This is a genomic window from Brevibacillus sp. HB1.4B, from assembly GCF_013284285.1.
Classification (GTDB): Bacteria; Bacillota; Bacilli; order Brevibacillales; family Brevibacillaceae; genus Brevibacillus; species Brevibacillus porteri.
In genome coordinates this window covers 468,502-481,754 of record NZ_JABSUT010000001.1, presented here as the reverse complement: position 1 = coordinate 481,754, position 13,253 = coordinate 468,502, and the positions used below count along the sequence as shown (strand labels likewise).

Genomic DNA, 13,253 nt, shown 5'->3' with positions numbered 1-13,253 from the left:
TTCTTTATGAATGGACTCCCCACTTCATCTGAACGTTGCGTTCGATGCGTGAAAAGACAACATTATCGACGATGGTACCGATGATCGCAATAATGATCATGACTGATATCACCAAATCCATTTGTCCAAGTGAACGTCCCATCTCGAGCAGTTGCCCAAGACCACCGCCACCCCCGAGCAATTCACCAGCCATGAGTGCCCGCCAGGAAAATGCCCAAGCGATTCGAAGTCCGGAGATGATCTGCGGGACAGATGCAGGAAGAATGACTGTTCGTACAAAGTGAAAGCCAGACGAACCGTAAGTCTTGGCCACTCGCTGATATAATGGCGGGACATTTTTAAAACCGCTGGTCGCGTTGACTGTCATCGTCCAGGTCGCCCCGATCGTCACAATGAACAAAATGGAGAAGTCATTTAAGCCAAACCAAATAATCGCAAGCGGGAACCAAACAATGCTCGGGATAGACTGAAGCGCCGTCACCACAAAGCCAAGCGTATCTTCTACGAGTTTGTACCTCCAAATGAAGTAACCCAATATCAGACCGACAATAATGGCAATGAGAAAGCCCAACAGGATTCGTCCCATGCTTTTTCCAATCGCAGCGGTAATTTGTCCGCTTATCAATCCATTTACGAGTGTTTCGAAAACCTGGGTCAAGCTGGGAAACATGAAAGATGGCAGCCCAGATAATCTAGATGTGACTTCCCATATCGCCGCTATCATAGCGATGAAGATGACCCGTCTTAAAGCTGTAGTCATTGCCCATTTCCTCCTTCAGCACCTTTTCTATCTCTTCTTGCAGGATCGACAGCACCTTCTGCTCCGTGTTTAATGTCACACTGTCCGGCATGACTCCATCGCGCAAGGCAGGAACCGCAATGATTTCCTTGATTTTTCCGGGGCGTGTGGCAAAAACGACGATCCTCTCCGCAAGCTGAACGGCCTCCCGGATATTATGGGTGACGAAAAAAATCGTGACCTTGGTCGTCCGCCAAATCTCAAGCAACTCCTTATGAAGAACCATCCGCGTCTGTTCATCCAGCGCTGAGAACGGTTCATCCATCAGCAAAATATCGGGTTCCATGACAAGTGCCCGAGCTATGGCTACTCGTTGCTTCATCCCTCCTGAGAGCTGATGGGGATAGGAATGAACATACTTGCTTAAATGAACCATTTTGAGTACTTCCAACGCCTTTTCGTTGGCTTTCGCTGTAGACATTTTCTTCAACTTGAGCCCGTATGTAACATTTTCCAAAACCGTCAGCCATGGAAATAATCCCGCTTCTTGAAAAACGACGACTCTATCGGGGCCGGGCTTATTCACTTTGTTGCCAGCAACGTATATGTCACCGCTGTCCGGTTGATCCAATCCGGCAATTAAGTAGAGCAGCGTCGATTTTCCACAGCCAGAGGGGCCTACAATAGAAACGAAGCTGCCCTTTTCCACTTCCAGATTGATATCATCCAGCACCTTTACTTTTTGTTTCTGCTGATTCACGAAATGTTTCGTAACATTATCAATAGTCAGATACATGGCTGCACCTCTTTTTATTCCAACTTTGTCGATGGGGATTATGAATAAATAATGATTAATCCTATCGTTTTTGTCAACTATAATCCAATAAAAAAGGGAAGGCGGCGGGCACCTTCTCCTATTCAATGCGAGATCCAAGTTTTATGTGCAGCATTAGACGTCGTCTTCTTTACCTACTCCTTTTCCCCCTACAACTTCGTCGGATCAAATCTTCTCTCATCCAAATAAGCTCGCGCATGCCCCCAGAAATACTTGCTTGGCTGCATGTAGATTTCTAGTCCTGCCCGCTCGATTGTCCGATTCGCCTCTTCATTCGCTTCTTTGAGAATTTGCTTTTCATCCACAGTCAAAACACGGCGCTCGTCCATAATCAGCTCACCATCGACAATGACATGGTTCACATCTCCACCGACTGCCTGATAGACAACACGATGGACGTGCATGTTCTCTGGATTTAAGTGGGCCTGATGCATATTTACGGTAATGACATCCGCTTTTTTACCAGCCTCAAGCGACCCCAGCTCGTCATCCCAGCCGACACAGCGTGCCGCATCAATCGTTACCATTTCCAGCAGCTTGCCCGGCGGGAGGTAATAATAATCCCGCAGCGCCGCTTGTTGTAGTAGCTGCATTCTGCGCATGGCCTGGAACATGTCAAAAGGAGTCATCGGCGAGGTGCCATCTGTCGTGATCGCAACAGTCGCTCCCATCTCCAGTAATTCCGTAATAGGGGTGCGTGCATTGATTTGACCAAAACCAGGAGAAGCACTCACATTCGTTCCTGTTTCGGCCAAAATTTTCGCCTCGTCAAAAGAAATTCCCCGACAATGCTGCAAGTGTACGTCTGGACCGAGCAGCGCGTACTCTTTGTCTTGAATCGCTAGGTGAATCATGCCTCCAAAAGCATCGGAATGGATGCGCGTGTCGTACTTTTTCGCAATCTCCCTGATTTTCCGTGCTTGGTACCGGTCGAAATCGGTTAAGCCAAACAATTGGTCAGCAGGTGTCGGATAGGACGGATTGACAGAGGTCACGATGACAAATGGAGTTATGTAAGCTCTGGTTTTATCGTTATTCGCGTGATTCAGGGCTTCGATCACGGCTTCTGCTCCAGCGAGCACCTGCTCATAGGTGACTTCCTTCGTTATTTTTTGTCCATCGACCCAGCGGCTGAAGGGATGCGGCCAAGGTGGATTACATGGACCTGTCGCTACGATTTCCCGAACACCGACCTCGTTGTACGCTTTGGCGTGATTCAAGGCAAAGATCGGATCATCTGAGCGCGGCATCGAGCCCAAGACGCTAACACCTGTCGTAATCCCTGCTTTAAGCCGCTCCAGTGCTGACAGCTTTCCCTCGTAGTACCAGAAATCGTCTGTCACGTAGTGCTTGTATGTGTTGGTCATGATTGGCATCCAGTCGTTAATATTGTCCGTCGCAATCGTTTTGAACAACGAATGTCCGCCATGACCATGTGCGTCAATGAAGCCTGGCAGTATACAATGATGCGCGCAGTCGACTACCTTTTGCGCGGGATACTTGTCTTTTAGAAGTGGAGTGTCGCCTACCTCCAAAATTCTTCCTTTATCGATGGCGACTGCCCCGTCCTGTAATACTCGACGGTCTTTGTCCATCGTAATGACTACGCCGTTTACGAGTAACAAATCGATCAAGTTGCATCTCCCCCAGCCTCAAGAATAAGGGCGGTGCCCATGTCACCTACTTCCCTCCCTACACCTTACCGCAATTTCGACATCTTGTATTTGCAAGAAAATTACAACTTTTTATAATATGTTTACCTGTTGGTTCTAAATGAAAAAACCACCTTTCCTAAAGGAAAGATGGTCTGAAGGTTTTAGGCATCTGCTTTTCGTTTGCGGAAGAAAAAAATGAGAAAGGCTATCCCCGCAAATGCGAGTACAACATAAACGACATTGGAATATAGATCGAAATAGTACAGAATGTCTTCCCACGATTCCCCCAATAAATGACCAGCCATCACTAGGACGATGTTCCAAATAAACGTACCGAGTGTTGTAAACAGCAAAAACAGCGGGAAATTCATTTTGGTCATACCAGCAGGAACGGAAATCAGACTTCTGATTAATGGGATCATGCGGCAAAAAAAGATCGTCCAGTACCCATATCGGTCAAACCATTCGTTCGCTTTATGGATATCTGCCGTTTTAATGCGCAGAATATGCCCCCATCTCTCTACGATCTTCTCTATTTTTTGGACGTCTAGGTAATAACCGATTCCATAAAGCATGATTGCTCCGATCACCGAACCGATTGTAGCTGACAAGATTACACCAAAAACCGTTAACGATGATTGCGTCGTCATAAATCCACCGAAGGTCAAGATCACCTCAGAAGGTATGGGTGGAAATATGTTTTCCAGTGCCATCATGAGTAAGATACCGAAGTAACTATATTGTTCAATAATTTGGGTCATCCAGTTCTGCATGCTATCCCTCACAATTATTTGCCAATGCTTATCTCTCCAGTATAGAGACACGCGTTGTATAGTTCAATGAAAAGCAATAATCTTTTCCTTTATTTCAATACGAAAGAAGGAACTCTTGGGTTACCTTTCCTTCGAAACTTTTCATTTCGACTTTTTTTGATCGAAAAATATTACAAAGAGAGTTACTATATGGAATATAGAGAAGGTGCCTCCATGCCCATTTTATAAAAACGAATCGTTAGGCGTGAACTGTGTGTTTCGCAAGATTGTCCAATCACTCGTATGTCTTTTACTGGTTATGACTGCTAGCGCCGTTCATGTAAACGTGGACGAAGCAAAAGAAACCGGCATGCTATTCATTGAGAAGCCATTCAAGAAAGAAGGACTTCGGTTTCAAGTTACTGTTACCGAAAACGACAATCCAAAATACGACTCACCAGTGTACCACGTAAATACGATTGTCACGAATATTTCGCGGAAACCGATCACATACACGACTGGTCATTGTTATGGTGTGACAACACGACTAGAAGCGTATGCCTCTGGAGACTCTTGGGAGCTTCCCTACCCTGAAGACGAACCTGCCTGTACCCCGGACATCAAGGAGAGAACCTTAAAACCTGGAAGAACGATTGAGCAAGATGAATACTTCCGAACAGATGAACTGCCGGATGATCTTACCCCAGACTATTTTCAATTGAATTCTTCCATACGTATCCTCGTTGGACCTGAAGATAAGGAACGCAAAAAGGAAATCGTAAAGATGCAGACGAAATTTCTTCCAGGGCTGGCCCTCAATCCAGATGAAATCGAGCTACAGTCTGAATCGAGCGAGCTCTCTAAATCGTATTACGAACTCAAAGTGACAGGGAAAGCCTCCAATAAAGATATCAAACGCGTATCGATTCAGGTCTTCCATTCGACCATTACGTTGCGAATCGACTCGAAGTCAGGAGAGTTTTCCACAAAGAAAAAAGTAAAAGCAAAAGGCCCGTCCCTTCCATCAGGTGTACTCGAAGTGACGTATTAAGATGGAACGAAACACATCTACAACATACCCATAAAAAATACTAGCAACTGATGTTCTCCATAAAAAAAGGACTGCCATGTGTGCGTCCTTTTTTTCGTTTTATATCTGATTCTATTCTAGCTTGCTATTGCTTCTGCTTAGACCAGTAAATCATGGTGTCGTCTCTCTTTATTTCTCCAAAGCCCATTTTGACTAATATTTTTGCGGAATCTATGTTATCTAGCAAGCACTTCGCCGTAATCGTTTTCACATCTGGCTGCAACAACGCCCAATTCGCTAGGCCTTCAGCCGACTCGTACGCGTAGCCTTTTTTTCGCTCGGCTTCAATAATTCCATAGCCGATGTCCACTTCTCCCGCCGCATTCGGGACTCCCTTGAACCCTACATCCCCGATGATCTTCATGCCCTCTTTTGTAATGATCATCCACGATTCAAATCCTGTCGGTTCCCCTGTGAGTTCGAGTGCTTTGATGATTTTGGGTATCGTTTCCATCGCATCTGCATCAGGCCAGCCTTTGCCTAATGTAAGCCGCATATCCAATAATTCTTCGTAATTTTCTTGCAAAATATTCGTCGCTATTCTATGCGTAAATGGAATCAATATGAGCCGTTGTGTATGGATGCTTTTTTCATTCATGAACAGGTACCCCTTCCCTTTCCCTTCAATGTCCGTGACGATATTTACGTTGGATTTACTCTCCAAATGTTTTTTCAGAAAGGGTCTATTCCTACACCTCAGCTACTTTATACATACTCCGATAATAAGAATCACTCGGGCACCAACCATTATAGCATAATTTTCCACCCCGTTTTCTCAAACGAATTGAAGATTGATTAATTGGAATCTTTTCCGAATAATGAGAGATAACGAATGATGATGGACACCACGGAAATCCAGTTGGTAAGGAGTGAGAAAATGTCCACAACGCTAAATACTGAGCTTGTCCGCATTCAACCCTGGGCCGATCACGATCTTCCCTTGCTGCGTTATTTGAATGCACCAGCCATGATGGAACATCTTGGAGGCCCGGAGACAGAAGAGCAGCTACTTGCTCGGCACGAACGATACGTCAATAAGGACGGACAGCTAACGAGCAAGATGTTCAGCATCGTACTGCTGCCAGATCACACCCCCGTCGGAAGCATCGGCTATTGGGACCGCATCTGGCAAGGAGAAAACGTATACGAAGTAGGCTGGAGCGTCCTGCCCCCCTATCAAGGGAAAGGCATCGCCTCTGCGGCTTTAGCCTCACTCATCACACGCATCAACCAAGAACGAAGACACAAGTTTATTCATGCCTATCCCTCTGTGGACAACCCCGGCTCCAATGCCATTTGCCGTAAGCTAGGTTTCACGCTGCAGTCAGAATGCGTCTTTGAATACCCTCCTGGAAGTTTTATGCGCTCCAATGATTGGCGATTAGAAGTTGCATCGGAACAATTCCCCATTGAAAAAGTTCGGGAGCAATTCCCCGCACTACAACGAACGTACAAAGGCAAACCAGTTGCTTATCTGGATGGCCCAGGCGGCTCGCAAGTCGTAAAATCCTCCATGGACGCGATCTATCGCTATATGGCGAACGGTGGGGCCAATTTACACGGCTCTTTTCCAACGAGTAAGGAGACAGAAGCTATCCTCGCAGATGCCAAGCAAGCTATAGCAGACCTCTTCCACGTGAAGCCGCTGGAGGTAGCCTTCGGTGCGAATATGACCACCCTGACCTTTGCCATTGCGCGTGCATTAGGTCGACATTGGAATGAAGGGGATGAGATCATCGTCTCCGAGATGGATCACCGTGCTAATGTAGACCCGTGGTTGACTGTTGCTGCTGATCGTGGAATGACCGTTCGGTGGTTAAAGGTGAATAAAGAGACACTTACATTACAATTAGATAAGCTCGACACCATACTTACTTCCAGGACCAGACTTGTGGCAATCGGGCTTGCTTCTAATGCTGTCGGAACGATCCATGATCTCGCTGCCATCTCCCAAAAAGCACGTGCAAAAGGAGTCATTGTCGCTGTCGACGCCGTGCATGCGGTCCCTCACTTCTCTATCCATCGGGACGAGATTGGAGCCGATATCCTCCTCTGTTCCGCCTACAAATTTTTTGGCCCTCATGTGGGAATCGCTGTCATCCGCAAAGAAATTTTTGAAGCACTCGATGTTTACAAATTGGTTCCCGCCCCCTCTTTTTATCCAGATAAATTGGAGACCGGAACACAAAATCATGAAGGAATCGCAGGAATCAGACCCGCTATCGAATTTGTTGCTTCGCTTGGTTTCGGTGATAGCTTCTCCGAAAAAATCCGCTCTGGCTACGAATGGATTGAAGCCTATGAAAATCAGCTGGCAGAAAAGCTGCGAAAAGAACTAGGCTCAATGAATGGCGTCACACTCTATCAAGCGGGTGAAGATGTACCGAAAACACCGACGATCGCTTTTCGGATCGAAGGGTTTTCTCCCCAAGAAATATGTGAGCGATTGTGTGAAGAGCATAGCATATTCGTTGCGGACGGGGACTTCTATGCGACAACACTCGCCAATTGTTTGGGAATCAATGAAAGTGGCGGTTGGATACGAGCGGGGCTGGCACCGTACAATACCCACGAGGAAATTGACCGTCTCATTCAAGGTATCCAAGCCATCATTAGGGCATAATTCAAGACCCGGGTCAACGCGACTCGGGTCTTCCACGTTTTTATCCATGAAGCCCGCCCTGAAATCTGGCGCGGGGGCGATAGTGCCCGACCGGAATTTGAATCAGGCAGGTTTTCTCTTCAGTCTCTAGGTTGTAAAGGTCATCGCAATTCTCCACGTCAAATCCGAGTAGCGGATGGCCGCCCATTCCACACGTGAATGCTGCCAAAAGCAAGTGATGCACGACGATTCCCGCCTCCATCTGCTGAATGCGATACCCTCGGTAACCTAACTGGTTGATCAGATGATCGCGTTTACCCACCACATGAAAGCAGAGCGGCACTTGATACAAATTCACGTTGTCCAGTGTCATTCCGTCTTGAAGACGTGCTCGAAAATCTCCATAGACAATCGGATAAAGAGCGTGCTCCAGCGGTTCGTACGCGTATGCGCCATCTTGTATCCCTTCTACCTGATGAATGCTTACGAAGAGAGAAATCCTACTCCACGCTACCTCCAGATTATTTCCTAAATCATTTCCATACGATAGAGCACTCATCGTCATTTCCATGATACGCGCTACCTGATTCTGGTCTGTTTTCCTCCTGATAAAATCCACTTCCGGCGAAAAACGCTCCCGGCAATATTGCGCCAGATCGTAGTTTGGTTTCTGCGAACGAGGGAGAAGGATTCGCTCATCGGAACGACGAGGCCACTTGCTTTCCAACTGATCCGAATAACGTGTAAACGTATGGGTAGATTCCTGCATGGCAGCCTCATTCATTTCCAGGAGCGCAGGATATTGTCTCATTCTTTTTGAGCGCATCACATGCACATGCTTTTGCTCAGGCAGCTCTCTGATTAGCTCGATTGCCGTCTTCTCTCCTCGCTCTGTCCATTGTGCCGGTGAATGCGAATGCCTCTCCCCTTCTGTTTGGAGCGATAAGGGAACTACCGCGTATACACTCTCTTGATCGGTAGACAATCCTAGCAGTGCATTCATCGCTCTATCTAGGAACTGGTAATGTATTGCGGTCGTCACACCGAGTTGGTTTGCCATTTCCTGCAATTGTCCTAACAGTACACCAGCATCGAGCCCCTGCAATCGATAAGAAAACTCATCGTACTTAAAAAAGTTCTTCCAAAAATAGATGGATACGAAAGCAACTCCAAAACATGCATGTACCGGACAACTGCCATCAAGCGCTCGACTAAGGACGTGATCAAAATTCCCTTCGCGCAATTGCACGAGTCTGTGATGAGCCACATCGTAGTGGTATAGACCTGAAGGAATACTCGACAGCTTCAAATACACGTACAGCTCACTCGGATAGAGCCCTCCCCCAGACGGAACCGGTCTTCGATTCGTTACAAGCGGCAAAAACGACTCAGATCCTGCATCTGCCGTAGTCGTGGTTAAAAACGATTGGCTGATTTGGATGAGTCCGTAGCTATACCATAGCCAAGCGCCCAATTGAGGTAGAGACATCTTTTGTGAAACCGTCTGATCTACGAGCGATAGAGGCACATCTTCTGGCAGTGGAATGACAGGTAGTCCCCTGTACAGCTTGTATGTCAGTGGCGCATCCCCCCAATCCACTTCAAGGTCACTTGGTCGAGAGTTTTCTGTATCAAAATGAAGGCGGTACAAGAAATTTTCGAGACTCATCCGGCTCACTCCCAGATGCATGTTATGGAAACGGATGCGGAAAAGGATTCAACTCGTCTACACGCAGTGGTTGTTTCGCGTAACCCAGCTTCACAGGGACCTCCAATACTCTTTTCAATCCCGTTACTCGCGTGAGATGATGGCCAAAAGTCATCGGAAGCATGCCAGGAATCAATACGCGCACGCAAGATAAGCCATGGCGCCCGACCTCTGGTGTCGTTTGATCTACCACAATGACATCGAGATCTAACTTTTGGAACACGTCGAGCAACTCACGCAAATCGTCTGTTAGATCACGATGCTGGTCTCTTTTAGGAAATTGTTCAGCGAAAGAGACCATCGGACGTGCATCATCCAAAAGAAAGGATAAGCGCTCTGCTGCTTCTGGCAAGCTGTAAAGCATCGCATGATCGTCCATCTTTTTCACCAAGGACGAATCCTGGAGCATACGCAAATATTTGCCTCGGTTCGCTTCGTACTTGTCTGTCAAAGGCAGGAGCATGGCAGCTGTCTCGTAAATAGAGCTTTTTACAGCGCGGATGGGATCTGGGTGCGCTCCAGCTGCACAAACAAGGTGTATTCCTTCCTTGCTTCGGTTTTTCGCAATCGTCCATACACTCGGGATGCCATTTTCCATCGTCGCATCGAACAAGTACAAATCGTAATTCGCAACTGTCTGCATTCGATCGATCAACAAAAGCAATTCACGATCATGAATTGTAGCCGGATCGAGGCGTGGCAATGGCAATCTAGCATACCAGGTCAACAAGAATGCATCACGCTCAACCACTTCCAGGATGCCGTAAAAAATCGCTTCCTCCAAGCTGCCACCCAACGCACAACCATTTGAAGTCTCAAATACAACTCCCTCCCCGAATCCCATACTGTAATAGGCCATGAGTTCAGGTACGAGAATGGGTCGCTCTTCCTTAAAGGAATAACCCCATACCCAGTTCATTTCTCGCTTGGGATCAAACGGCTGAAACGGAAAATCTGGAAGGGCATACTGTTCTTCTGAATGGGTTCCTGCCGTCGTCGGATCAAGGGCATGGGGTGCAAGATTTGCATAGCAATCGCGAACCGTCGTCCTCTTACCACGCGGCATTACACCGCAATATCTTTCCATTCCCTCCAGAATCGCCGTTAACTCGCTATCCGCGTACGAAACGGATCTGCCTGCTGTGCCCTCATTATGCGAAAATAAAGGCAAATTGACACTTACATCTGCAAAAACAGACACGAGATCACGGACTTTCCCGTTCAAAAATCCGGTTCGGGAATCCAAATACTCGGAGGTAAGTGCTTGTTGCAACTCAGCAATGGATTTTGTGCGGTAACTATCAGGACTTCGCTTTATGTTGGGCTTCAAGCGTATTCTTGCCCGATCCTCTGAATCCTCAGGCAACCGATTACATACCGAACATAATGGATTTGGCAGAAAGAAATGGCGGGTACTTGTCAATGTTTGTAAATCAATGAATTGGATATGCTCCGATAAGTGGGCTTGCCTGCCCTCTACGAAACGTAACACCTCCGCGATTACGTGGTGTGCCACCTGTAGCAAGCCAGAGCGGGATGACCACGGATCCCGATGTATTTCGCCTTTTTCGCTCAGCATTTTTTGTACCTTCCACATCTCTTGCCGATCGCGTCCCGCCATCAAACGACGCATATCTGCGCACTGGGAGCACCCTGTTTGACCTGGTCGTACCAACGGGCCTACAATCGCTTCTCCGAATGAAACAAAACCGCGCAGCCATGGAATATTCGCTTGTTGGAAATGTTTCTCTGCATGCAGATACAAGGAAGGATGATAGGTATCGTGTAACAGAAGTGCCAAGTCTGCTACCCTTGTCGCTGATTCCATTTTCTCACTCCGCCACACGCGGTAATCCGCCATGAGACGTTCTGAAATCAGCTCTGCTAATACACCATCTCCGATTACAAGAATGTCAGCACTCATTGAAGCACCTCCCGAGAGAGCAGCAAAGCGAATACCCCGCCAAGGTCTTCCTCCAAGAAAGGCTCTATCGCCGCATTTATGATCAGAGGTTTTTTGTGATGAAGCGCTAAAACTTCGACAGCGTGCTGCCAGACTTCATGTTCAGATTCTTCTTTGCTAGGGATGAATGCCAATTCCAATGTTTCACCCGTCAATGCTACAGATTGCGCTGTAAGTACATACTTAGACAATGGTGTTGCTGGATTCTGGATACGATGCAAGGCATACATCAACGCTTTTTGCAAAGCGTCTAACTCCTGTAAGCCAACACTCCCAAACCAACCGGAGCGCGTTCCCACCCAAACAACCGGAAAACCGCATACATCATGGCCTTTGGCAATCTTCGGTTCTTCACCCCATGTAGCGAATGACCGCAAATAATACTGAGACTGCTCATCCGCAATCGTTCCAGCGTGCACAGGTCTAGCTGTTGGTTGTCGTCCTTTCATTTCTGACACATACGTGAGTGTTAAATAATGCAGTAACGCCCGACTTAACCCTTCTGCTGCCGTTTCCCCTGCTCCAATTCCGATGTTTCCATCTATCCCCATTTGAAAAGCCATGTTTTGGGTAGCGAGATGGCTCACCATTCTTTCGACATACATCTCTGCCCCAAGTAATCCTGCTTCTCTTCTCGCCTCGTCATGGTTATAACCCGCACATACAACCGATGGTAAAAGCTCTGCGGGTCCATCTGCGACGGGATCGACTGCCGTAACGATACACTGAGTGAGCGGCAATTGCGTTAGCTCACCCTCATCCCAACTGTTAAAAATTCCCGTACCCGATGAGGTCCATGATGGGAACAGAGACAGTAGACTTTCCTTTTGTTCTGCCTCTTTTGATAGACACGATTGGAGATCACGTTCATCCAATACCTCCATGCTCATCTCTTCACTCAGCATCGGATGCCGCATGAATGACTGCCAGCTTCCTTCTAATGTCTCTAGATTTAGCAAATAAACCTTGTTGGGGACCTCTGTTTCTATGGACCCTGTAACGTATTTGAACCATTCAAAAATAGCGATATTCGCCAACATGGCTGCTGCTGTCATAGAAAATGCATGATGATCAGGGTCCGCACTCAAAGCCTGTCGATGCAACCGACGCCAAGCCGATTCAAAGCAAGCCTCTGATTGCGGATGAACCAGCGGCCCTACCATTCCTTTTTGGAGTACGAAAAGCGCCGGAATAAACACCTTCTCTTGCTCTCTGCACACAGAATGAATGACACTTATTTCATCCTTGTTTGTATGTGCCGATGTGTACAAAACAGCAGTGAATGGCTCGATTGCCTCCGACCACTCTACCTTCCCCCATGGCGCTGCTTCTAGCTCTTCCAGCTTTACATGCGGGTCTTTCCTGCGCGAATTCTCGATGATCGTCTCTAGCCGCTCACGATCAGTCGGAGTCTCACCCGTCATTGCATAATGGAATTGAACGCATCCCGATTCTAACAATGCATGGATGGCAGAAAGGAGAAATGGGCCCGCTCCGATTACCAAAACGTTTTCTGCTCGATATTTTTGAAACCGATACCCTCCCGAACCGCCAAACTGGTCCAAAAATTCAATCTGCGCTGCATACGTTGACATCATTTCTCGGGATAAATCATGTGGTTTATCCTGACTCACATCTTGGAGAAATCCATTTTGCAAAAGAGTGCCCGTTACCTGGTATATTTGCTGTTGGTATTCATCCGGCAAATCGTCGGTCAATTGTTCCAGTGTATGCTCGCCATTAAACATGGGCATTAATTGGTCTACCCATTGTTCGATCATGTCACCCTTCATGCGGAAGGTCCCGATGTTATTCCGAAAAAATACACTTCCATCTGCATCGGGTATATAAACGGTATCCCGTTTCACTTTTATACGCATCGAAGGATTCAACCTATCCATTCTCCTCC

The 13,253-nt window shown here is 47.1% G+C and carries 10 protein-coding genes; 2 read left to right on the top strand and 8 right to left on the bottom strand.

What is annotated here, in order from left to right:
• Positions 1-4: 4 nt before the first annotated feature.
• The 4 genes from HP398_RS02450 to HP398_RS02435 form a co-directional block, all read right to left on the bottom strand.
• A complete protein-coding gene (locus HP398_RS02450; RefSeq protein WP_020477521.1) occupies positions 5-760 on the bottom strand; it encodes an ABC transporter permease in 756 nt (251 codons plus the stop codon).
• Entirely contained in the window at positions 693-1,535 is an 843-nt protein-coding gene (locus HP398_RS02445) for an ABC transporter ATP-binding protein (protein WP_069845164.1), read from the bottom strand. Before HP398_RS02445 ends, HP398_RS02450 begins: the two co-directional genes overlap by 68 nt.
• Before the next feature lie 188 nt (positions 1,536-1,723).
• A complete protein-coding gene (locus HP398_RS02440; RefSeq protein WP_173621711.1) occupies positions 1,724-3,208 on the bottom strand; it encodes an amidohydrolase family protein in 1,485 nt (494 codons plus the stop codon).
• Positions 3,209-3,390: 182 nt separating this feature from the next.
• On the bottom strand, positions 3,391-4,002 hold the full coding sequence (locus HP398_RS02435) for a DedA family protein (RefSeq protein ID WP_017248330.1): 612 nt from the start codon (positions 4,000-4,002) through the stop codon (positions 3,391-3,393).
• Between the two features lie 253 nt (positions 4,003-4,255).
• On the opposite strand from HP398_RS02435, the gene HP398_RS02430 reads away from it, so the two are divergent.
• Positions 4,256-5,032: a hypothetical protein gene (locus HP398_RS02430; protein WP_173621710.1), complete on the top strand. Its 777-nt coding sequence runs from the start codon at positions 4,256-4,258 to the stop codon at positions 5,030-5,032.
• 124 nt (positions 5,033-5,156) lie between these two features.
• Here the strand turns inward: HP398_RS02430 and HP398_RS02425 are convergent, their stop codons facing one another.
• Positions 5,157-5,669: a GNAT family N-acetyltransferase gene (locus tag HP398_RS02425; protein ID WP_173621709.1), complete on the bottom strand. Its 513-nt coding sequence runs from the start codon at positions 5,667-5,669 to the stop codon at positions 5,157-5,159.
• A gap of 279 nt (positions 5,670-5,948) precedes the next feature.
• Here HP398_RS02425 and HP398_RS02420 point away from each other — a divergent pair, with 279 nt between their 5' ends.
• Positions 5,949-7,694 carry a cysteine desulfurase-like protein gene (locus tag HP398_RS02420; protein ID WP_173621708.1) on the top strand — a complete coding sequence of 582 codons (1,746 nt, stop codon included), beginning with the start codon at positions 5,949-5,951 and terminating at the stop codon, positions 7,692-7,694.
• Between the two features lie 40 nt (positions 7,695-7,734).
• Here the strand turns inward: HP398_RS02420 and HP398_RS02415 are convergent, their stop codons facing one another.
• From HP398_RS02415 to HP398_RS02405, 3 genes are read right to left on the bottom strand one after another with little or no spacing between them, the layout of a single operon-like run.
• Positions 7,735-9,342: a SagB family peptide dehydrogenase gene (locus HP398_RS02415; protein WP_173621707.1), complete on the bottom strand. Its 1,608-nt coding sequence runs from the start codon at positions 9,340-9,342 to the stop codon at positions 7,735-7,737.
• A gap of 22 nt (positions 9,343-9,364) precedes the next feature.
• Positions 9,365-11,305 (bottom strand): TOMM precursor leader peptide-binding protein, encoded by a 1,941-nt coding sequence (locus tag HP398_RS02410; RefSeq protein ID WP_173621706.1) that lies wholly within the window; start codon positions 11,303-11,305, stop codon positions 9,365-9,367.
• Entirely contained in the window at positions 11,302-13,245 is a 1,944-nt protein-coding gene (locus HP398_RS02405) for a putative thiazole-containing bacteriocin maturation protein (protein ID WP_173621705.1), read from the bottom strand. Before HP398_RS02405 ends, HP398_RS02410 begins: the two co-directional genes overlap by 4 nt.
• Positions 13,246-13,253 lie beyond the last annotated feature (8 nt).